Genomic DNA, 22012 nt, shown 5'->3' with positions numbered 1-22012 from the left:
GGAAAAGCGAAGCGTTCGCCTTTATCCCCGGATTTTAACCATTGAAGAAATAATTCAAAGAAATTCGGGGATAACAGCGATTGGAAGATTGTTCTGAACGCGTAGTGATACAGTGTAAATCATTCGTTCAACTTATATAACATCTTTCAGGAGGTCTTCTTTCATGAGAAAAAAACAAAAATATATCCTGCCCCTTGTCAGTATGCTGGTAATGTCCATCCTGCTGTCTGCCTGCGGCGGCGGGGATAACGCGGCATCAGGAGGGGGCGATTCCTCCGGTTCGGGCAAAGTAACAATCAGCTTCATGCACTGGCGTGGAGAGGATGTGGAAGCACTGAACAAGACGATTGATGCGTTTGAAAAGGAAAATCCAAACATCCATGTGGAAATGCAGACTCTTCCTTCAGACCAATATCAATCCACTGTACAATCCAAAATCAGTGACGGTTCAGTTGGGGATGTATTTGCTTCCTTCCCTGGTGCACAGTTCGAAGCCTTCACCAAAGCCGGATTGTTCACTGATCTGACTGGATCGTCGTTTCTGTCTGCATACAATCCTAAGCTAATTGAAGCAGGCCAGCACGATGGCAAGCAAAATGCAATTCCTTATCAACTCGTATATAACGATCCAATCTACAATGTGAAGTTGTTCGAAAAATATGGATTGACCCCGCCAACGGATTGGGAAGGCTTCCTGGCACTATGCCAGACGCTGAAAGACAACGGCATCATTCCGATTGCATTTGCTGGAGCGGATATTGGTCCAGGCCAATTCATGAATACGATGGTGATGAACAATGCACCGAGTGACGACATTTTTACCAAAGTGGAAGCCGGAGAGGCCAAACTGACGGATGAGTTTTGGGTGAAAACATTAACTCAAATCAAAGAACTGAACGACAAAGGATACTTCCAGCAGGACGCACTGGGAACGAAAGACCCGGCAGCGGGAGCACTCTTTATCCAGGAGAAAGCAGCCATGCTGGCAAGCGGATCTTATCAGCTGGCTCAGAACAAGCTTCAAAATCCGAATCTGGAGCAGAAGCTGCTTGCACCGATTACGGTGAGTGCCGATCAGGCGAAGTATGAAGGCGTTCATACCACGACATTTATGCTTGCGGTGAACAGTAAGTCCAAACACCCCGAAGAAGCGAAGAAGTTCATCGAATTCCTGAGCAATCCGGAAGTGGCTGGCGAATATGCGAACCAGACGGGACAGAATGTAACGGTGAATGATGTGAAGTACGATACACCTGAGCTCCAGGTTGCCGGAGATTGGGCGAGCAAAAAGACCGTGTTCCAGCCACGGTTCACTATCCTGAACGGAGATAATCAGAAAGCAGTAACCAACTCCATTCAGGCTGTACTGAGCGGAACTTCTCCTGAAGAAGCAGCGCAGCAGGCACAGGCGATCATTGATCAGCATATCGGGAAATAAACGATGAAGAACCGTATTCAGCTATCCCTGTTTTTGTTACCCGGGTTGCTGCTGTACGTTGCACTGTTCGTATTTCCTACATTGACGGGGCTGTTCTATTCCTTTACGGATTGGGACGGGGTATCCCCGTCGTATGCATTTGTAGGGCTGGATAATTACAAGGACAGTCTCAGCAGCATCGTATTTCGCAAAGCCTTTGGCAACAACGTCGAGTTCATGTTAACGGTTGTCATTGCGCAAACCTTTATTTCACTTGTTCTGGCGCTGCTCCTGGTACGTAACACCAAGACACGTATCGCACTCCGGGCGCTCTATTTTCTGCCTGCGATTCTGTCCTCTGTATCGGTGGGTTTGATCTGGGCTTTTATGTACGATCCTTCCATCGGGCTCATTAACTATGGTTTGAACGAGGCTGGTATGGGGAGCTTTGCCCACAACTGGATTGGTGATCCGAAGATCGCAATTTACTCGATTGCCGCGGTACAGGTCTGGGCACATGCCGGGCAGATGATGATCGTGTTTATCGCAGGTCTGCAAGGCATTCCAGCGGAGCTGTATGAAGCAGCACGTATGGATGGCGGCAGCAAATGGCAGGTATTCCGTACCGTGACATGGCCTCTGCTTGCACCTTCGGCAACGATTGTCGTGGCCTATACCACGATTCAATCCTTCAAGGCTTTTGATCTCATTTTCACGATGACAGACGGAGGCCCGAACTATGCTACTGAAATTTTGACAACTTATATCTATCACACCGCCTTTGGCAGCTACTCATTTGGCCTGGCTTCTGCGGGTTCGATGATCTTCCTGGTTCTGCTCGCTTTGCTGACGTTATTGCAGTTCAAGGCGCTGCGTGCCGACCGGGTAAGCTATTAACGATTGGACGGATTGATATGTTCGTGAATAGGTGAGTCGTGAGTATTCTAATTGTTAAACGAATTATTGAACGAGTTCTGGATTTCATTACGTTGAAATGACTTTAGGGCAGAAAACTTGAATGAGAACGATGCCTGAGCAGACCTAAAAGACTTAAAGAAGAAGGGAGGGGGTTCCTATGGTTTTAAAATGGTTCAATCGACTGATCCTATTGGTGTACGCCCTGTTAATTCTTGTGCCGCTGTACTTTGTATTTGTGTCATCGTTCAAAACGAGCAGCAACTTCTTCATCAGTCCATTTAGCTGGCCGGACCCGTTTACATGGGACAATCTCACTGGCATGTTCCGCAACCAGCCGATGTGGCAGTATTTCGGGAACAGTCTGGTCGTAACGCTGGGTACCGTTGCGATTGAGTTGTTGCTCAGCAGCATGATTGCTTATGCCATTGTTCGCTGGGGTGGCAGTGTGGGCAAAATTGTGTTTGCTTTGTTCGTTGCAGGTCTGATCGTTCCTTCCCAAGTGAGCATGCTGCCGATCTATTCCCTGACGCGTACGCTCGGATGGTCGGACAGTCTGACAGGACTAATTATAGTTTCAGCCGCGATGCTGATGCCGGTCTCCGTATTTATGCTGACGGGCTTCATGCGTATGCTGAATGCGGAAATACTGGAAGCGGGCAGTATGGATGGAGCAAGCGAGTGGAGGCTCTATACACGGATTGCCCTACCACTCGCCGCACCTTCTCTGGCAGCTACAGCCACGTTCCTGCTCGTTATGGTGTGGAATGATCTGCTCATTCCGATGCTGATGCTCAGCAGTAAGTCCAAGCTGACGTTACCACTCGCACTCATGCAGTTCCGCGGGGAATACGTGACCAACTATCCGATGATGCTCACCGGTGTACTGGTAACAGCCATTCCGATGATCGTGCTGTTCATTCTGCTCCAGCGTTATTTTGTAGCAGGTCTGACAGCGGGTTCACTCAAGGGGTAAGGTATAGGAAGAAGATCAACGGATATGCGTATTTTACATTGATTTCTGGATCATTCTGCATAATAATGGTTTAGTGTCAGAATGACTACATAGAGATCAAGGGAGCTATAAGACATGAGCAAACTGGAAGTATTGCGGAATCCCAAGCAGCGCAAGCTGCTGTTCAGTGCCGGCATGAGCTGGCTGTTTGATGCAATGGAAGTCGGCATGATTTCCTTCATCGTGGCTGCACTCGCCAAGGAATGGAGTCTCAGCCCTGGACAAGTCGGGGTGCTTACGAGTATCAACTCCATCGGTATGGCGCTCGGTGCATTGCTTGCGGGGGCACTTGCGGACCGTTTCGGCCGAAAGGCCATTTTGATGTGGACCCTACTGATCTTTACGATCGCGAGCGGTCTGTCAGCCTTGGCCACCGGATTCGCTGTATTGTGTGTACTGCGTCTGATTGCAGGTATCGGCCTCGGCGGAGAGCTGCCCGTGGCATCTACATTGGTATCGGAGTCGATGCCTACGGCAGAACGTGGACGTGCAGTTGTACTACTGGAGAGTTTCTGGGCAGGTGGCTGGATTGTATCGGCACTCATTGCCAACTTTGTTATCCCGGAATATGGCTGGAGAATTGCTTTTGCCATTGGTGCCGTTCCAGCGTTCTATGCGCTGTATCTGCGCCGTGCCATTCAGGACCCGCCTCGTTACAAGAACAATACCAAGATTAAGAAAATCACGTTCCGCGAAAAGGTAGCGACGGTCTGGTCGGCACCTCATCGCCGCACAACGTTGATGCTCTGGATCTTGTGGTTTACCGTCATTTTCTCTTATTATGGCATGTTCCTGTGGTTGCCGTCGGTTGTTATGGCAAAAGGCTTTACGCTGGTCAAAAGCTTCCAGTACGTGCTGATTATGACGATCGCACAGCTGCCAGGTTACTTCACAGCGGCGTACTTCATTGAGCGGTTTGGCCGCAAATTTGTACTTGTCGTTTATCTTACATTGACAGCAGTAAGTGCGATTGCTTTTGGACTGGCAACAACGGAAGCGACGATCCTGACCGCAGGTATCTGTCTTTCCTTCTTCAATCTGGGAGCTTGGGGCGGTCTGTACGCATACAGTCCGGAATTGTACCCCACTTCCGTTCGTTCAACAGGTGTGGGTCTTGCTACATCGGTAGGCCGGATTGGGGGCGTGCTTGCTCCATTAATGGTTGGTATGCTGGTTCAGCGTGAAGTCGCAATCAGCCTAATTTTCACGATATTCTTCGTGACCATCCTCATTGGCGCTGCGGCTGTGCTGTTCCTGGGCCGGGAAACCAAGGGTCTGGAACTGGCCGAATAAATGTCAATAAATACAACGCAACTTTTGTGCGGGTCTGCCTGCCTACGACTATAACGGGGTGGATAAGCGGCAGAAGGTTGATACAAGAAGAGGCATGACTATGGCGTGACCATGGGCTCATGTCTCTTTTTGCTGTGTTTAGAGTGGATTTTCGCCTGCGCCATCGGTCCGATAGACGTTACTTTTTCTATATCCTATAATGACACTCGGGATGTAGGGCCGTGAGGATTCAGGGGGAAAAAGTGGGATCTGGATTCAGAAAAGTGGAGGTTAATCTAATCATGAAGAACAGTAATGAAATGGATCAGACGTGTGAAATGATTGAAAAGAATATGATGAATGAGAAGAATAAAATGAATGAAAAGCAAATGATGAGTGGACAGAATAGCATGTGTGAACTGATACGTGTGATTGAGAATGTCGGTATGAATGTGATGTACAGCTATAATGGCAACGATAGGATGAGTGAGATAAACGGGAGATATGATGTGATTGATCTTACTCCTGTTAGAGAGATAAAAGAAATGAACCAGATGAAGATGACGAGCTATATCTACAGCCTTGATGAAGAGTTTAGATTAGATAGCGGGGATGAGAGGCTTGATCTGCATGATTTGCACACAAGCACCGACCACATGGAACCTATTACCATTAGCCGGAAAATCACCCATCGCAGAGGGAGAAAGGCTGGCAAAAGAGCAGGACGAGTCAGTGTGCTTCTCGGTGCCTTCGCAATGGCTCTCGGTCTCACGATGGCAGCTCCGCCTGCCGGAGCGCAGAAGCTGGAACAAGGCGTTCGCGGTGAACATGTACTGCAATTGCAGGAGCAGTTAAACGAATTGGGGTATTTTAAAGCTGGATTGACGGGGTATTATGGCTCTATCACCAAAGGCGCTGTCCGTAAGTTCCAGCAGGCTCAGGGGCTGAGTGCGGATGGGATTGCAGGCCCGGCAACACTGAACAGACTGAACAAGAAGGCAGCAGCCCAAGGTAACACGCTGCGCCAGCTTGCGAAGCTGATTCATGGGGAAGCACGCGGAGAGTCCTTTGAAGGACAGGTTGCTGTAGGCGCGGTCGTCCTGAATCGAGTGCATTCGAATGCATTCCCGTCATCAATTCCGAAAGTAATTTTCCAAAAAGGGCAGTTCACAGCCATAGACGATGGACAGTTTAATACGAAGCCAACCCAGACTTCCTATCAGGCAGCTCGTAAAGCTTTGAATGGCACTGATCCAACACACGGAGCACTTTATTATTATAATCCGAAGATTGCAACTTCGTTGTGGAGTAAGAGCAGACCAACGTTGCTGACGATTGGGCAGCATGATTTTACAAGGTGAGTTTAAGTAGAGATAAATAATGTATTATTTGAAATGATAATGATGAACCTCGGCTGTACGCTGCTGAATGCAGACGTGCTACCGGGGTTTCTTTTATATTTTGATTGTGCAGGCGAGGGGATTGGGAAAATCTTCCGTATTATTATGTCCCTCTTTTTCAATTGACAGCGGTAGAAGAATATTGGAATGGTGTCTGAATATCATTGAAACCGAATACGATTTTACAAAGTATATATAAAGGAGGATATAATTAGTTGCTATTTATAAATTTGTACTCGGTTACATCCATAGAGGGGAGGACGAATATGCCATTTATTGGGGGAATCATTTTAATCTTTATCCTAGCATTTATTCTATGGTCATTAATGTTCCCGCTATTCAATAAAATAGGTGGTAGACTGCTGAAGAAATACAATAAATTCAAACAAGAGGAGAATGGTGATGGAAAATTCAAAGACGTTTAAAGTAGGGGCTATTGCGGTTGCAGTAGTTATTATTGTGGGAGTGTTACTGGTGACCTTCTTTTTAACACGAATTCCTAATGGATATGTTGGGGTCGTCTATTCACCCAATGGAGGCGTAAAAGATAGTACACTAAGTCAAGGGTGGAAACTCGTTGGAGCGTTTGATAAAGTAACCAAATATCCGATCCGAATTCAAACGGTTGAATACAGAGATATTCAGATTGCAACTTCTGATGGGAAAAACATCACAATTGATTTTGCTTACAACTACCAAGTAGAACCAAGTAAAGTATCTTCTATATTCAATACTTTTGGGCCAATTAGCATTCAAGAAATTGAGGATACATATCTCAAAACACGTTTCCGCGACGCAGCTCGTAAAGGTATTTCTAAGTTTACAGTCATTGATGTTTATGGTGAAAAGTCATCCGAAGCAGGAGTGGATGTTCAACAACGTTTTTCTGATGACGTTAAAGAGTTAGGATTTATTGTATCGAACGTTACTGTAGGTGTTCCTCAACCTGATGCTAAGACTCAGGAAGCAATCGATAAGCGTGTCGAAGCTTCACAAGAACTGGAACGTAAAACGACTGAACTTGAGATCGCCAAGAAAGAAGCAGATCGTAAGCGCGTGGAAGCGCAAGGTAATGCAGACAAACTATTGATTGAAGCAGAAGGTCAAGCTAAAGCAAATAAAGAGCTTCAACAATCATTATCGAGTCAACTCGTTGAATATGAAACCATCAAGAAATGGGATGGAGCCCTTCCATATGTAAGTGGGTCAAATACGCCAATGATTCAATTGCCGACTACAAAAACAGAGCAAAATAGCAGCGCGGGGAGCGTATCTCCCTAATTAGCGGTTTGATATGCACCCCTTACTTTTTCAACAATTTAATGTGTTGAATTCTAATGAACAAGCCGGTCCAATCGTGGGCTGACTTGTTCATTTTTGAGTCATTTCAAAGGCACCATGAATGGATTTAGTTAAGCCTAGATATTGGATTCACCTAGCCAATCCTGTACAATGAATAACGACAAAAACAACGGTAGATTAAGGATGGATCAGCACGATGAGGATTATTATATCACCAGCTAAAAAGATGAAGATCGATACCGATCTTATGGCTATGACACAGATGCCGCATTTTATAAACGAATCAGAACAGCTACTCAGTTTGCTTCAAAAGTTAACCTATGATGAACTCAAAGCAATGTGGAAGTGTAACGATGCAATCGCCGAACAGAACGTGGAGCGGATCCGGAATATGAATATAAAAGCAAATCTTACCCCAGCCATCTATGCCTATGAGGGTATTCAGTATCAGTATATGTCGCCAGGTGTGTTGCAAAAGGAGGAACTGGCGTATCTGGAGCAGCATTTGCGCATATTATCCGGTTTTTATGGCATGTTACGGCCTTTGGATGGGGTCACTCCTTATCGGTTGGAGATGCAGGGCAAGTTTCAAGGTTCGGCGTTCAAGTCCCTTTATCAGTTCTGGGGCAGCAAATTGGCAGAGCAGCTTCAATCGGAAAGCGACTGTATTCTGAATTTGGCTTCAAAAGAGTATAGCAAAAACATCACGCCTTTTCTGAGGGAGGAAACCCGATTTATCACTTGTGTATTTGGACAAATGGTCGAGGGCAAAGTCATTGAAAAGGCAACCAGGGCCAAGATGGCCAGAGGTGAGATGGTACGATATATGGCAGAGCGTAAAATTACAGATGTGAAGGATATCAGAAATTTTGATCGGTTAGGTTTTGTTTTCTCAGAAGAGAAGTCGGATGAGAGTAATTATGTATTTATATATTCAGAGGAGAAATAGCTAGTTTTACAGCGATGGATTTGATGTACATCTTGCAGTTGTCAGATGAGTAACTCTACGTAACAAAAAATCTGGATAAATTGTTAATTTCGCCCCTGTAGTCACTAAAAGCGATTATAATTAAATTTATGTTCAAGTCGATTACCTATCCTAATTTAATAGGATAATCATACGCAAAAAGGCATAGTGATGATTCCCCTATGCTATAAGGGTTATAGAGTTTTCGAATACACACTTATGTATAAGAGGAGGCGAATGATATAACGATAATGCCTGTTATGGTAATGATCTTTGTATTTGTACCTACCATTGTACTCATGGTAAGCATGCCTTATTTAACAAGAGAGACGATTAGTTTTGGGGTCACCGTCAGCGCTGCACAATTCCACAGTGAGCCTCTGCGCCAGATGCGGAAATCATATGCTAGGATTAGTGCTACCTTACATACCATCCTATTCATTGTTTGCATCATCTGCCTAATATACGTTGAACATTCCAAGCAACAAAGTTGGATCATTGTCACTTATTCACTCGCCATGGTCGTAATCTCCCTAGTCATAAACATTAGCTATCATTTCAAAATGAAAAGTTTACTACCTATGCTGCCTACTGCTCCGGAACCATCGATCATGGCAGTGGACACTGAATTTCGGGAAAGAAACATTGGCTTGTCTAGTAATTGGTTCCTCATTCATTTTTTAATTATTGGTGTTAGTATTCTAACTGTGCTACGCAACTACGATCTTATTCCTGATCAGATTCCGATCCATTTCAACAGCAGCTGGAACGTAGACCGCTATGCAGCTAAATCTTATAGTTCTGTGTTTATGCCTACGATAATGCAAGTGTTCATAACACTTTTGTTCATATTTGAGAATTGGAGTATTCGCAGAGTGAAGCATCAGGTTCAACCCACTGATCCTAACCGTTCCATCAGACAAGACGTAACATTCCGCCGTACTTGGTCATATTTTATGATTACAGCAAGCTTCTTAATAGTTATCCTGTTTTCCGTTGTGCAACTAAACATGATATCTCTACTTAACATCAATTTCGCTATCCCCATTATCCTAATTATAATAGCTTTTATCATCCTATACGCCTTCGCCTTATCGTTCTGGGCTGGTCAGGGCGGAAGCCGCTTGGAGCGATCTGACGATTCCTCCAATGTCAGACCTGTCCATGATGATGATAAATGGCTATTAGGTATGATTTATTTCAATCGCAAAGATCCAAACCTAATGGTCGAGAAAAGGTTCGGAGTCGGCTGGGGATTAAATTTCGGTCACCCAGTAAGCTGGCTGACTTGTCTCGGAATTATTGTACTGTTAGTTGTGGTGCGGTAACAAGGCTTGGAGGTTAATACTCAGCGGAGTATTCTAGCTTTCAACAAATAAATATTTTCGCTTCAAAATTAGACGCCATTCACATTAGACAAGAGCAGTTGAGAGGTGGGAAAACGAAAATCCACTTCCTTGATTAACAATTAAAAGGAGAATCGGCATTAGATAACATAATATTCAAGCAGCGGTTCCTTAGGGAAAATGGTCTGCTGGATGGATTTCGAAGATGATATTTCGGCAGACACATCCGACTAGATAGAGGATGATCCACTTTATTAATATAGCGGTTGGGATGTCCCACTTGTCACGTTCGCAGTTATACTAGCGGATTTCCCGCTAAATTATCATCTCACCTCATCCCCTGAGTTACAATATCCCTGAGGTGACCGTACCATGAAGGATAACATGTCAAACCTGATCGAGGATTTGTTTCACGGAAACCTGCGGTTGGACGAGTCGATTCATCCTGAGCATGCCGAGTATCAGGAGATCAATCGCCGCATATCGGACCTGATGCAGAACTATAAGACACAACATACGGAGAACGAATATGATGCATTGGAAGAATTGGTAGACTTAATCGGGCAATCGACGTCCATGTACGTGGAAGCAGCGTTTGAGCAAGGTTTCCGCACAGGCGGTAGGCTGATGATCGAGGTTTTGTGCAGAGTATGAGCGCAAACGATTAACCCAACCTATACGCGAGCAGGGCAGATGTAACCTTTCAAAACCAGCCCAAAATATTCGAAAACATAAGTAACTAGCATTAACTGTTGGTTGCCCGATCATTCAAACCCAAAAATTCCCTTCTCCATTACCACCGATCAGGCTGGCATGGGAAGGGGCTTTTGTGTTTAATCCCGCAATTATTACCTACACCTGTCTAACTACAACCTACCGCGCACCAATATTCGTACCCGATGGCGTACCCGACCCAATCAGATCACTGCCAGTGGCAAGCTTCAGGAAGTCGCCCAGGACAGGCGTTCCATCCGCGCTGCGTGTCACCGAAGGTACGAGGGAGACAAAGTCGGCTGCGCTGGCGAGCAGGCCTTTGTCGTTCACGCTCTTCTTGTTTTTCCACCAGACGTTGGTGCTGCTGACGTCGGTTCCGCTGGTTTTGTCGCTGGCGCCGCCTTCGAAGGACAGGTTGTTGGTGAAGATATGTGTGCCTACATCAAAGGCAAAGTTGCTTTGGCCATTTTGCCAGGACGTATTGTTTTTCATCTGGATTGAACCGGGATTGCTGTTATAGGTGAAGCCGTGCTTTTTATTTTGAAAAGCAATGCTGTTCTCCACGATGTGATTCACCGCGATTTTCTCGCCGCCCAGCTTGAAGCCGTTACCGTCACTATTGGAGGTGGATGTACCATCCGAAGTCTGCCCATTGTGATGGGAGATGCTGTTGCGGATCGTTACGACGCCAATGGCGCCCGTATCTGTTTTGCTGTACAGATCCCAGCCATCGTCCACATTATAGGCAGCGATACAACCGTCGAACAGGTTGCCCGGGCCAACCGTCAATTTGGCGGCAAAGCCGTCCGCATCTTCTCCGTCATCCGGATCATAGTTATCATGGGAATAGGAGCGAATAATTTCATTATAGGCAGGCCATTCGCTGTTTGCCGCAGTCGAAGCATAACGTCCGAGTTGGATGCCAGTATCCCGGTTATGATGAGCTTCGATCTGTTCCAGACGGTTGTAACTGCCCCCGATAAAGATACCGTTGTCGCCCGCGCCCTTCACTTCAAGTCCTTTGACGAGCCAGTAGTCTCCGAACATTTGCAGCCCGCGATTGGTGGAGGCGAAGGTTTGGGCCGAGAAATCAAAGATAGGCTTTTCCGATCCGTACGCCACCAGATTCTTGCGTTGTCCCGATGTACCACTGTTGCCTCGCTCAATCGTAACCGTTTCCGAGAAACTGTAGGTGCCACCGCGCAGATATATTGTTTTACCCGGTGCGATCTGGGTCAACGCGTTAGCCAGTGACGTAGGACTCGCGAGGGTTCCGGGATTGCTAGCCGAGCCGCCAGGTGCGACATATAGATCACCTGCAGCGAGTGCGATGCTGGAGGCAGCCACAGAATCAGAGGGATTTTGCAGTCCGCTATCGATCAGTTCCGCCGCACCAGCCGATCCACCGCCGAGCAATAATAGTGGGAACGCGGCACTTAGGCAGATGTGAGTCATTTTCGATTTCAGCGAACGTTGAGATGATGCATGAACAGAAGTGATTGGGAATAATTTCATTAAGCAAACCTCCTTAGTAATTGGGAAATGAAGTCCTAGAGGACACAGGTTCATGGTAAATGTTGTAAACGTTATCATCAATAATCATTTGATCAGATGGACACAACCTACTGATAAGCCTCGTATAACTGGTCGGAAATGGAAATTCATATGAGTAGCGTATAATCCTGCGCTCAGTTCATGTCCCTCATTTAACAGGGGATCATCTGAAATTAACGTAGAAAGAGCCCCTTTTCGCAGCAAACGGCATGATCCATACCTCCAATCAACCGAAATCAACCTTATAAATATTTAAAATAGAAGGGCCCCACATGATCAGCTCACAGGTTGCTCAGGTTGAAACGCCAAATACCCCCGATAGCAGCTGCTTAAGCAGTCTTTGCTACCGAGGGTTAATTAACGAACCTATACGTTTCTATATAACATGTCCTTTACCTTAAAATACGCCTTAACTAAACCAGCCAGTGCTTAATATGGATCTGCTTCATGGCTGCGCTTGGCGGCCTGTTCCACTGTGGGCTCATGCTTGGGCTGGACCGTGGCACTGTCATCCGTTGAGACGGCGGATAATCCTTCCGCTACCCGGCGTCCATAATCGGCATCCGCTTGTGTGAAATGGGAGATCATGCGCTCGCGGATATCCGGTTTGCATGTGGCTAAAGCATCTACCAGATTGCTGATCAGCTCGTCTCGCTCCCAATCTTCAAACGAACGGTAGGTATCCCCGGCTTGTCCGAAGTCATTGGTACGCTCAATTTTCTCGCGAACAAGATGACCCTCAATAAGAGGTTCATGCTCCTTGCCACGTGGGGTTGCTTCTTTTAAGCCGCCCAACGAGGAAGGTTCATAGTTGACGTGTGGATTCTGACCTGGTGCACGGTCGACCTGATATTGCATCTGCCCGCCGCTCTGATTGGTGGCAACCCGATTTTTGGGTGCATTAACTGGCAGTTGCAGATAGTTGGCACCGACCCGGTGACGCTGGGTATCCGAGTAGGAGAAGGTGCGGCCTTGCAGCAGTTTATCATCCGAGAAATCCAGTCCATCCACCAGTACACCTGTGCCAAACGCTGCTTGTTCCACTTCATTAAAGTAGTCTTCGGGATTGCGGTTTAGCGTCATTTTCCCAACCGGCAAAAACGGAAACTGCTCTGGCGGCCACAGTTTGGTCGGGTCCAGCGGATCAAAATCCAGTTCTGGATGCTCGCCGTCCTCCATAACCTGAACGCACAATTCCCATTCCGGGTAATCTCCTTGTTCAATGGCGTGATACAGGTCGAGTGTAGCGTGGTTAAAGTTCTGCCCCTGAATATCGCTGGCGTCCTTCTGGAGAAGGTTGCGTATGCCTTGATTGAGCGGCTCCCAGTGATATTTAATGAGCACGCCTGTGCCCTCCTGATTCACCCATTTGTATGTATTGACGCCCGACCCCTGCATTTGTCGATAGTTGGCCGGAATTCCCCAAGGGGAGAAGAGAAACGTAATCATATGGGTGGCTTCAGGACTGAGCGAAACGAAATCGAAAAACCGTTCCATATCCTGTGCATTGGTCAACGGGTCGGGCTTGAAGGCATGTACCATATCCGGAAACTTGAGCGGGTCACGAATGAAAAAGATTTTCAGATTGTTGCCCACCAGATCCCAGTTGCCGTCCTCGGTATAGAATTTTACAGCAAATCCACGCGGGTCCCGAAGTGTCTCCGGTGAATGTCCACCATGAATAACTGTAGAGAAGCGAACGAATACGGGCGTTTCTTTGCCTTTTTCCTGAAACAGACGTGCGCGTGTGTATTTCGATACCGGTTCATCTCCGGCCGTTCCATACGCCTGAAATACACCATGAGCGCCAGCTCCGCGGGCATGGACAACCCTTTCCGGGGTGCGTTCACGGTCAAAATGGGTGATCTTTTCGAGAAAATGATAGTTCTCCAGCGTAGTCGGTCCTCGACTGCCGACGGTTCGAACATTCTGATTGTCCGTGATGGGATGGCCTTGCCGATCCGTTAATGTCTCGGGTGCCTTGTCTGAGGAATGATCAGGTTGTGAAGAATGGTTATCCATAGAGACCACCTTTCCTTAAGTTGGGTTTCTGTATATATTTTCCCTGTGGTCCGGTTCTATACATAAAATTTCGCAAAAAAAGCTTGTCACCCACCTCATGGCGTGGGATAATTAACTTTTGCCCTATGGACGGTTTTTAGATAAAAATGCACCACTTATAGAAGAATGGAGGCTGACCTAGGATTGTCTACACAACGTTATCCTTTTGCATATGATCCGGCAGAGCCCTTTGTATCCCGTTTAGGGGAATGGGTTGCCGATGTTTTTTACGATATTTTGCCTGAGTCTGGCTTCGAGGTACGGGATGAACAGATTTTTATGGCGTACCAGCTCGAACGGGCCTATGGAGATAAAAAGACCATTATGGCTGAGGCTGGTGTGGGGACAGGCAAGACACTAGTCTATCTGCTCTACGCGGTCTGTTATGCACGTTATACGGGTAAACCGGCGGTGATTGCCTGTGCTGATGAGTCCTTGATTGAACAGCTTGTGAAGCCCGGCGGAGATATTGCGAAGCTGGCTGCACATCTGGACTTGGAAGTGGATGCACGTCTGGGAAAATCACCTGACCAATACGTCTGTCTGAATAAATTAAGTGCGATGAGATTTGCGGACGAGGATGCGCAGGTGATCGAAGAGGTGCATGAGAGCCTTCCGGATTTTGTGAATACGCCGGGTACGCTTCAGGCCTTCCATCCGTATGGTGACCGTAAACAGTATCCACATCTGAATGATCGCCAGTGGAATAAAATTAACTGGGACCCGTTCCAGGATTGCTTCGTTTGTCCCAAACGTCAACGCTGTGGTCTGACGTTATCACGTGACCACTACCGCCGTTCCAAGGACATCATCATCTGTTCCCATGATTACTATATGGAGCATGTGTGGACCTATGAAGCGCGCAAACGCGAGGGACAATTGCCATTGCTGCCTGATCACAGCTCGGTTGTATTTGATGAAGGACATTTGCTGGAAGAAGCGGCCCTGAACGCACTGAGCTACAAATTGAAACACCGCATCTTCGAGGAACTCGTCACTCGCCTGCTTGAAGGTGAGATTCGTGAATCCCTCGCCGAGCGTGTGGATGAAGCGATAGAGAGCAGTGAGCGACTGTTCGCGTTGCTGGATACGTATACGGTAGCCATTCCCGGATCGGAACGGAAAGAAGTGCGGGTAGAACCGCCGTTGCTGCGGGAGATTGAACGACTGACCAGCGTATTGGATGCGATCGGCGAAGAATTGGTATTTGAGAGCGGATTGTTCTCGCTGGACGGCTATCAGATGCGTGTAGTGGAAGAACATCTGGACATGATTCAGTCTGCCCTTGCGTTGTTCCGTAAGGAAGATGGGTACATCTGCTGGGCTGAACAGAGCGATGACGAGACAACCTTATCGATCATGCCGCGTACCGTGAAGGAAATTCTGAACGAGCGTGTGTTCAACACAGGCATTCCGATTGTCTTCTCATCCGCAACGTTATCTGTGGATAATTCATTCCGTTATGTGGCAGACAGTCTGGGGATTGATGATTTTGTATCGTTCTCCGTGGCTTCTCCATATGACTATGCGGACAAAATGCAGATGAAGATTACAGATGAAACCGTACCTGGTCACCCGGAAAATGAAAATCGGTTGCGTGACGCCGTAACGTTGCTTCAGGAGAGTGGGGGTCGTGCCCTGATTCTGTTCCGTACGATGGAAGAGCTGCGTGCATTCAAGCAGGACATTGTTCATGTCCCTGAGGCTCAAGGGTTACGCTTTATGTATGAGGGAGATCGGGAGATTAGTGACCTGATTGCCGCTTTCCAGGAGGATGAGGAGAGTGTACTGTGCTCCGTCAATCTGTGGGAAGGTCTGGACGTTCCAGGACCGTCATTATCCAATGTCATGATCTGGTCGCTCCCGTATCCACCACAGGACCCTGTATTTAATGCAAAACGCACAGCGTCTGCTGCACCTTATGAAGAGATCGATCTTCCATACATGTTGCTGCGCGTGAAGCAAGGTCTGGGACGTTTGATTCGGACCAGCAGTGATTCAGGTACCGCCGCGATTCTCGATGAATCGTTATACAGCAAAAAGGAAGCCAAAGACCGCATTGCGGCTCTGCTTCCCGAAGGTGTAGAATGGACAACCCTGACACACTAGTTCACATTCATATTTAGAATATTTAACTTAACTGGCTCCCTTTCCAGAGTAAGTACTTGTACGCTGCGGATTCAACGTCCAGCTGTGATCAAGCGCTCATTTTGGAGGGGAGTCTTTAACTTGTGTAAGAGTTTTTCTTTGTTAAAAAATACCCATGCTCAAATACCGTTCCCCGGTATCGGGCGCAATGCAGAGCACTCGGTGACCCGGCCCCAGTTCCCGCGCGATGCGCAGGGAGGCCCACACCGAAGCGCCAGAGGAAGGGCCGAGTAGCAGCCCTTCCCGGGCAGCAAGCTGCCGCATCGTATCCAGTGCATCCTCATCGGACACCTGGATAATGGCATCCCACACGTCGGTATTCAGAATGTCCGGAATGAACCCCGGACTTGTACCGACGAGCTTGTGGGGTCCGGGCTCGCCGCCGGACAGCACAGGTGAACCTTTCGGCTCTACCGCATAGATACGAATGTCCGGCAGCTGCTTACGCAGTTCTTCTCCCGTTCCGGTGATCGTACCGCCTGTTCCCGCCGTGGCGATAAAGGCGTCCAGCTTGCCTTCCATCTGCTGCATAATTTCGGGAGCCGTGGTGATCCGGTGGATGTCCGGGTTCGCTTGATTCTCGAATTGCTGGGGAATGAAACTTCCCGGAATGTCGGCCTGAAGTTCTTTGGCCTTGCGAATCGCGCCAGGCATCCGTTCTGCGGCAGGGGTGAGCACGACATCTGCGCCATAGGCTTTCAGAATGTTGATGCGTTCCTTGGACATGTTGTCCGGCATGATCAGAATGGCCTTATATCCCTTGGCAGCAGCATTCATTGCAAGACCGATGCCGGTATTGCCGCTGGTTGGTTCGATAATGGTTGCGCCGGGAAGCAGTAGTTCTGCCCGTTCAGCCTGAACGATCAGGTTATAGGCGGCACGGTCTTTGACGCTGCCGCTCGGATTGAAGTATTCCAGCTTGACGTATACGTCAGCGGAATCGCTACCTGTAAGTCTGTTCAGTCTGACGGCAGGTGTCTGGCCTATCAGCTCAGTAACATTTGCGGCAATGCCTGTATGTGCGGGTGTTTGATTATTAATTAAATGCGAATTCAAGTCCATGAAGTACAGCTCCTTGATTGATAAGACGTTGAAAGCAATTCCCAATGAACAAGTCTGTCCGCCTTTAATGGCAGGCAGGCTTGTTGCTTATAGGAATCCATTTTCATTACAAGTCTGAACGGAATGCACAGACATGTCTATTCCATCTTAATGAACGCAGCCTCCCGGGGTCAACCTGTTTCGATTAGGCAGAAGGGTGAGGAGTCTAAGGAGTAAGTGAACCAAGTGGACTAAGAAAGAAATGTGAATTCAAACGATGAAGGGTACATTAAGCAGATGAATTAGCTATATCGGCTGGGTCAAATCCATATCCAGATGCCGACTAAGCTCTTTTTTGACTTCATTCCGCGCGAACGTCCACAGCATATAGAACCGCTGCAAATAGCCTCTGCACAGGTACTGGGTTTCGATTCCATCAACTTGCCGTTTCTCCTCCAGAACCTTGACGCCACGAGTTCTCATTTGTTTGCGAAGCGTAAGCATTTCCTTAAGTACATCATTCTGAATGCGGGTTAGAGACAGAATGTAGACCTCTGGCATTTTGAGCTGCAACGTATCCAGTGTGCGAATATCCCGTTCAAGCACATCCAGCAGAAGAGTGCGTACAACCATGCTTTTAATCAATCGGTGGTCTTCATCCGCAGGGGATGGGGCGGAAGGGGATGATGACATACTTTCACTTCCTTAACCTTGAATTCGGACATGTTCTTATTTACAGAACGTATGTTCTTATATTATAATCAATATATGCAATGATGATACACAATACAACCGAGAAATATTGGAAGTAGCACATATGCGATTTATGCTGAGGTTGTAGGCGGTGAAATAGGGACAAGCCTTCTCCAAAATAAGGTATAATTTTTGGGTTTTGCAGGAAACCTAAGGGCATAAAGAAAATGACTTAATGCATCAGCCGAATAGGTGAAGAGCTTTTAGTCCGTTGGTACTAGCGAATGTTATGAAGGGTTGCCAAAGTGTTGCAACAAAAAAGCCCCTGCCTTGGGCGGCGGGGCCAGATGATCTACCGAACCAGACGGCAGAGTTGTATATGAGCATAAAGCGGTTAAGCCAGATACTGAGGCTTCTCGTAAAGAGCCTCTTTTTCCAGAATCACTTTGTAAGGTCTTTCCTTACCCTTCAGGGAAGGGCCAATCGTAGTCAGCGGTACGGCCGGTTTGTGGAAACGATCTTCTTCCTTGGGTTCCGGAACCGGTCGTGATGATTCGGGCGCAGAACTGAGGCGTACCTTTTTGTCGCTGCCCCAGCGCTTGCTTATTTTTTTCGTTTCCGGTTTCATTCCGGTTCGCCTCCTAACAAATCGTTGATGGCGTTGAACAGATGACGGTTCTCCAAATCCATCTGCTGAAATATCGCCTCATCCGCTTCAATATGTCCAATAATATGGACTGTGATTACATACCTCTTGGCTACAGGATAGCATAGCAGATACTCTTTCTCAAGATAATCGTCATAGAGGTTGATCTTGATTTTGTTCTCCAGGTAAGAATCAATGACCAGAATGCGCTTCGGATCATCGGGCTGCTTGTCGTCATTGGCGGACAAGTTATATTTTCTTCCCGGTTCCCCAACGTTACCACATAATTGTTCAATATGACCACTGTCATCTGTACGGTATATGGCAGTCCCACGCACGGCAAATGGAGGAAGGGATACAAATGCACTTCGAAGTGCATCGCTCATTCGCTCCAACATAACCGAATCTGCTTTGCGGGTACGCAGTAACTCCCTGAAGAATCGCAGCAGCTTGAGCAACTGTAATCGGGCTTCACCCTCAGACCTTTTGTGCTTCTCGATAATTTTTTCCACTTCGGGATCGCTCCATCGCCCCTGTTCTTCGATGCTGTCGGCGATTTTGGAACAGGCCACCGAGACGGCTGGCGCCCATTTCCCGTCTGAACGAATTTCATAAACCAGTGGATTTAACCCCAGCAGATCTGTGGGCATACGTAAACCTTCGATCTTGCTGGCGTCTTTGATGTCAGTAATATCCTCTGGAAGAATGAAAAAAATACGCTTTCGTCCTAACCGACCCATAAACAAACCCATTTCCAGCATTGTATTATCACGGACAGAGGCATAGTACTTCCCACGAATTTTCGATATATCATCCGGATGAAAAATAAAAATGGCAAAGTCTGTTGTACGCACTTCTGCTTCCAAATCGTCCATGGTATAGCTGCTTGGATTAAAAACTCCGGAGTACCAAGGGGTAACTTCGGCCGAGAAACGCAAGTTTTCGTGTACTGCGGCTGCAATCGGCTTCGCTTCCAGCGAGCAGCCAATAAAGACTCTTGGCTTTAACGTTTTCATAATCCGCCTCGCTTAAACGGGTAGTGGGATTCAATTGTTATATTATACCATAAACAGCAGAGTAAGTCTGGAACGTTTAACTGGACCCAAGATAAGCCGATTACATTTGCTATAGTGTATGTGCAAGAGGGAAATGATTCCTTTAAAATCCGCGGAAAAATAAAAAATGGACCCAAATTGTCACAGTTGGGTGACTGGACAGTTATATTTGGAAGCTTCAGTCATAGAATGAAGGAGCAGGTAGCACCATTAGGTAGAGAAGCTTGTCCTGGTGTGGCTGTTTGGCGGCTCAAGCAGGCAAGAGTGTGCTTTTTGCTCATATTTGAAGGGTCTGCTGTTTCGACCCAATCACATCGGTGTTATATAATAGAAGAACAAGCAAGTTAGCTTAGATTTTTAAACTGAATTGAACGTTACATGTGTCTATAGAAGGCGAACTAAATTTTTACACGAGAACGTAGAGTGCAGAACCCGTCTGAAGAAACGAAGTGTTCGCCTTTATCACAGGATTTTTCCCTTAGGAAAAGGGAATCAAAAAATCCGGGGATAACAGCGATCGAAAGAGGGTACTGCAATCGAAGTGGTTAAGTGTAAAGTTTATATGGTCTTATGCATGGTGTAATATTCATCAGTTTAATTGGCACAGCTAACCACCAACAGACAGAAAGGATCAGGATACCATGAGTTCCCGAAGGATAATTTCCCCAAGGACGATCTGGAAACGTTACGATCTCTCTTATACTTAGCGCCCCTTGTAGAGTACACCACCGTAAAGAAAAAAACGGCTGACTCTGCGAAAGAGGGGATTGGAATGAATAATATTCGAAGGACAAATACGATGATTTCTTCCAGGCTTGCCTTTTGCAGGGTACGGTCGGTGCAAACCAACCTTTACAAACTGCGAGGGAACCTGAATGAAGAGAACATCGTTAACCTTACAACAAGTTAAGACAGAGGCGGTAAAGTTCGCCATTATGCTGCTCGGAACATTTATTTTGGCATTTGCCTACTATCACATTAATTTTCAGAATCATTTATCGGAGGGCGGATTTGTCGGTCTGGCCCTGCTTGGAAAGTACGCGACAGGCTTATCACCTGCTATTGGCATGCTGCTGCTGGATATTCCAGTCATGATTCTGGCCTGGTTCCTCAAGGGCTGGAAGTTCATGATTCAGGCGCTGCTGGGTGTGGCCGCATTCTCATTGTTCTATGACGGGTTTGAGCGGTACTCCACCCTGGTTATTCCGTTTCACGGTAATTTGTGGATTCCGGCAGTCTTGTCCGGTGTTATCACCGGCGTGGGTGCTGGTATGGTGCTTCGATTCGGAGGAGCAACAGGTGGAGACGACATTCTGGCGGTGCTCATTAGCCGTTGGAAGGGCTGGAAGCTGGGAACGGTTTTCTTTGTCAGCGATGCGTTTGTACTCGGATTGTCGCTTTTCTTTCTACCGGTAAAAGAAACTTTATATACCATTCTGGCCGTATGGATTGCCAGTAAAGTGATTACGTATATGGTCAGTTTCCCGGCTCGCCGGACGGTTACGACCTCAGCTGTGAAGCTGCCCGTGTCGACTGCTGCCAAAGTAGTCAGCGGTGCTTCACAACGAGCTCCTGTGGCTAGAGGGGTTTCGCATTAAACGTAACGGCCACCCTATTCGAAATGAATGTTGTTCAAGTAAGGTGGGCTTGCCTCATACCAAACACAAAGCCCTTTTGCATGCTTGATGGGAATCATTCCATTAGCGGCGAAAGGGCTTTTTTGCTTGCCTTCAGTAAAAAAAATTAAAAGTAATACATTCACGATATTTCTATTTTAGAACAGATTCACTCAAGGCTTGATGGAAGAGGCAATTTGCCCATCTTCATTATGGATAATAGCCCGAATGTTTTGTTTTTCACTCTTTTCTTTGGCAGCATCCACAGCTTCGGCTTTGGTTCGGAACGTAGCCAGAGATTTGGATTGACCTTCTTCCTTGATGGCCCAGCCAGAGTCGGTAGGAACGACATGAATATTATCATGGCTTTTGGAAGAAGAGACAGGTTCGGAATGACGGCGTGGAGATGAAGATTTTCCATGCTCCGATTTGCTGTCTGATGAAGTATGTTTTGTAGCCTGCTTCGAATGCTTCGATGTGGGATGATTCTCATCCCATTCTTCCGCTTTGGCAGTCGCGATTGCAATGGAGCGTCCTTCCTCATAACCGTCATCCAGCAATGCATTGGCAATCTCAATGGCCTTATGTCTGACACGAGGCTCCAGATTTTTCATGGAAACGGGATAATCCTGTTTGTTCCACGGCATATTGATTCCCTCCTGTACAATATAAGTTATTTGTATATTACCCTGCACCCGGATGAATAAACGATTATTGTGGAGAACTTCGAAGCGTGTGCTGTATTTTTGTGCATTCTACTGTTCAACTTCTTAGTGCTTTTCTATACTTTTATGTGGATGAGGAGTATAATGCTTCCATACTTGAAATTACAATAGAAGCACATTAGGAA

At 46.9% G+C, this 22012-nt stretch carries 18 protein-coding genes; 11 read left to right on the top strand and 7 right to left on the bottom strand.

Annotated elements, in window-relative coordinates:
* Window positions 1-163 precede the first annotated feature (163 nt).
* The 9 genes from BLS14_RS11270 (at window position 164) to BLS14_RS11225 (ending at window position 10288) form a co-directional block, all read left to right on the top strand.
* Window positions 164-1438 (top strand): ABC transporter substrate-binding protein, encoded by a 1275-nt coding sequence (locus tag BLS14_RS11270; protein ID WP_090951579.1) that lies wholly within the window; start codon window positions 164-166, stop codon window positions 1436-1438.
* A gap of 3 nt (window positions 1439-1441) precedes the next feature.
* Entirely contained in the window at window positions 1442-2314 is an 873-nt protein-coding gene (locus tag BLS14_RS11265; RefSeq protein ID WP_170867933.1) for a carbohydrate ABC transporter permease, read from the top strand.
* A 178-nt stretch (window positions 2315-2492) separates the two neighbouring features.
* The gene (locus BLS14_RS11260) at window positions 2493-3308 is read left to right on the top strand and encodes a carbohydrate ABC transporter permease (RefSeq protein ID WP_090951575.1); all 816 of its coding nucleotides are present in this window, start codon (window positions 2493-2495) and stop codon (window positions 3306-3308) included.
* Window positions 3309-3422: 114 nt separating this feature from the next.
* A complete protein-coding gene (locus BLS14_RS11255) occupies window positions 3423-4640 on the top strand; it encodes an MFS transporter (RefSeq protein ID WP_063565627.1) in 1218 nt (405 codons plus the stop codon).
* Between the two features lie 281 nt (window positions 4641-4921).
* Window positions 4922-5980 (top strand): cell wall hydrolase, encoded by a 1059-nt coding sequence (locus BLS14_RS11250; protein ID WP_256336362.1) that lies wholly within the window; start codon window positions 4922-4924, stop codon window positions 5978-5980.
* Between the two features lie 441 nt (window positions 5981-6421).
* Window positions 6422-7300: a prohibitin family protein gene (locus BLS14_RS11240; protein ID WP_083584859.1), complete on the top strand. Its 879-nt coding sequence runs from the start codon at window positions 6422-6424 to the stop codon at window positions 7298-7300.
* Between the two features lie 217 nt (window positions 7301-7517).
* The gene (yaaA, locus tag BLS14_RS11235; protein ID WP_090951573.1) at window positions 7518-8270 is read left to right on the top strand and encodes a peroxide stress protein YaaA; all 753 of its coding nucleotides are present in this window, start codon (window positions 7518-7520) and stop codon (window positions 8268-8270) included.
* A gap of 284 nt (window positions 8271-8554) precedes the next feature.
* Window positions 8555-9616, top strand: coding sequence for a DUF1648 domain-containing protein (locus BLS14_RS11230; RefSeq protein WP_176854460.1), 1062 nt, complete (start codon window positions 8555-8557; stop codon window positions 9614-9616).
* Between the two features lie 390 nt (window positions 9617-10006).
* Complete coding sequence (locus BLS14_RS11225; RefSeq protein ID WP_090951567.1) at window positions 10007-10288, top strand: DUF6809 family protein; 282 nt, start codon at window positions 10007-10009, stop codon at window positions 10286-10288.
* Window positions 10289-10507: 219 nt separating this feature from the next.
* Here the strand turns inward: BLS14_RS11225 and BLS14_RS11220 are convergent, their stop codons facing one another.
* Both BLS14_RS11220 and BLS14_RS11215 read right to left on the bottom strand, forming a co-directional pair.
* A complete protein-coding gene (locus BLS14_RS11220) occupies window positions 10508-11863 on the bottom strand; it encodes a right-handed parallel beta-helix repeat-containing protein (RefSeq protein ID WP_218133139.1) in 1356 nt (451 codons plus the stop codon).
* A 468-nt stretch (window positions 11864-12331) separates the two neighbouring features.
* Window positions 12332-13924, bottom strand: coding sequence for a catalase (locus BLS14_RS11215; protein ID WP_090951564.1), 1593 nt, complete (start codon window positions 13922-13924; stop codon window positions 12332-12334).
* Window positions 13925-14107: 183 nt separating this feature from the next.
* Between BLS14_RS11215 and BLS14_RS11210 the strand changes: the two genes are divergently transcribed.
* Window positions 14108-16072 carry an ATP-dependent DNA helicase gene (locus BLS14_RS11210; protein ID WP_244552221.1) on the top strand — a complete coding sequence of 655 codons (1965 nt, stop codon included), beginning with the start codon at window positions 14108-14110 and terminating at the stop codon, window positions 16070-16072.
* Window positions 16073-16213: 141 nt separating this feature from the next.
* Here BLS14_RS11210 and cysK read toward each other — a convergent pair whose 3' ends face one another.
* From cysK to BLS14_RS11190, 4 genes are all read right to left on the bottom strand, one after another.
* Window positions 16214-17173 carry a cysteine synthase A gene (gene cysK, locus BLS14_RS11205; protein ID WP_063565648.1) on the bottom strand — a complete coding sequence of 320 codons (960 nt, stop codon included), beginning with the start codon at window positions 17171-17173 and terminating at the stop codon, window positions 16214-16216.
* Between the two features lie 285 nt (window positions 17174-17458).
* Window positions 17459-17845, bottom strand: coding sequence for a YhjD family protein (locus tag BLS14_RS11200; RefSeq protein ID WP_063565649.1), 387 nt, complete (start codon window positions 17843-17845; stop codon window positions 17459-17461).
* A gap of 394 nt (window positions 17846-18239) precedes the next feature.
* Window positions 18240-18473, bottom strand: coding sequence for a hypothetical protein (locus tag BLS14_RS11195; RefSeq protein WP_063565650.1), 234 nt, complete (start codon window positions 18471-18473; stop codon window positions 18240-18242).
* Window positions 18470-19507 (bottom strand): nucleotide-binding protein, encoded by a 1038-nt coding sequence (locus tag BLS14_RS11190; protein WP_090951561.1) that lies wholly within the window; start codon window positions 19505-19507, stop codon window positions 18470-18472. Before BLS14_RS11190 ends, BLS14_RS11195 begins: the two co-directional genes overlap by 4 nt.
* A 914-nt stretch (window positions 19508-20421) precedes the next feature.
* Here BLS14_RS11190 and BLS14_RS11185 point away from each other — a divergent pair.
* Entirely contained in the window at window positions 20422-21144 is a 723-nt protein-coding gene (locus BLS14_RS11185; RefSeq protein ID WP_063565653.1) for a YitT family protein, read from the top strand.
* Window positions 21145-21335: 191 nt separating this feature from the next.
* Here BLS14_RS11185 and BLS14_RS11180 read toward each other — a convergent pair whose 3' ends face one another.
* Window positions 21336-21809, bottom strand: coding sequence for a DUF2188 domain-containing protein (locus BLS14_RS11180; RefSeq protein ID WP_063565654.1), 474 nt, complete (start codon window positions 21807-21809; stop codon window positions 21336-21338).
* Window positions 21810-22012 lie beyond the last annotated feature (203 nt).

The sequence above is a fragment of the Paenibacillus sp. OK060 genome (genome assembly GCF_900101205.1).
GTDB lineage: Bacteria > Bacillota > Bacilli > Paenibacillales > Paenibacillaceae > Paenibacillus > Paenibacillus marchantiae.
Note: the sequence above shows the minus strand (reverse complement) of the source record. Positions and strands in the feature narration are given on the sequence as shown.

Bases quoted from the DNA above. Each gene is read 5' to 3' on its own strand.
- BLS14_RS11180 (WP_063565654.1), bottom strand. From the start codon at position 21,809: ATGCCGTGGAACAAACAGGATTATCCCGTTTCCATGAAAAATCTGGAG.
- BLS14_RS11265 (WP_170867933.1), top strand. From the start codon at position 1,442: ATGAAGAACCGTATTCAGCTATCCCTGTTTTTGTTACCCGGGTTGCTG.
- BLS14_RS11185 (WP_063565653.1), top strand. From the start codon at position 20,422: ATGAAGAGAACATCGTTAACCTTACAACAAGTTAAGACAGAGGCGGTA.
- yaaA (WP_090951573.1), top strand. From the start codon at position 7,518: ATGAGGATTATTATATCACCAGCTAAAAAGATGAAGATCGATACCGAT.
- BLS14_RS11250 (WP_256336362.1), top strand. From the start codon at position 4,922: ATGAAGAACAGTAATGAAATGGATCAGACGTGTGAAATGATTGAAAAG.
- cysK (WP_063565648.1), bottom strand. From the start codon at position 17,173: ATGGACTTGAATTCGCATTTAATTAATAATCAAACACCCGCACATACA.
- BLS14_RS11215 (WP_090951564.1), bottom strand. From the start codon at position 13,924: ATGGATAACCATTCTTCACAACCTGATCATTCCTCAGACAAGGCACCC.
- BLS14_RS11270 (WP_090951579.1), top strand. From the start codon at position 164: ATGAGAAAAAAACAAAAATATATCCTGCCCCTTGTCAGTATGCTGGTA.
- BLS14_RS11255 (WP_063565627.1), top strand. From the start codon at position 3,423: ATGAGCAAACTGGAAGTATTGCGGAATCCCAAGCAGCGCAAGCTGCTG.
- BLS14_RS11240 (WP_083584859.1), top strand. From the start codon at position 6,422: ATGGAAAATTCAAAGACGTTTAAAGTAGGGGCTATTGCGGTTGCAGTA.
- BLS14_RS11200 (WP_063565649.1), bottom strand. From the start codon at position 17,845: ATGTCATCATCCCCTTCCGCCCCATCCCCTGCGGATGAAGACCACCGA.
- BLS14_RS11225 (WP_090951567.1), top strand. From the start codon at position 10,007: ATGAAGGATAACATGTCAAACCTGATCGAGGATTTGTTTCACGGAAAC.
- BLS14_RS11190 (WP_090951561.1), bottom strand. From the start codon at position 19,507: ATGAAAACGTTAAAGCCAAGAGTCTTTATTGGCTGCTCGCTGGAAGCG.
- BLS14_RS11260 (WP_090951575.1), top strand. From the start codon at position 2,493: ATGGTTTTAAAATGGTTCAATCGACTGATCCTATTGGTGTACGCCCTG.
- BLS14_RS11195 (WP_063565650.1), bottom strand. From the start codon at position 18,473: ATGAAACCGGAAACGAAAAAAATAAGCAAGCGCTGGGGCAGCGACAAA.
- BLS14_RS11220 (WP_218133139.1), bottom strand. From the start codon at position 11,863: ATGAAATTATTCCCAATCACTTCTGTTCATGCATCATCTCAACGTTCG.
- BLS14_RS11230 (WP_176854460.1), top strand. From the start codon at position 8,555: ATGATCTTTGTATTTGTACCTACCATTGTACTCATGGTAAGCATGCCT.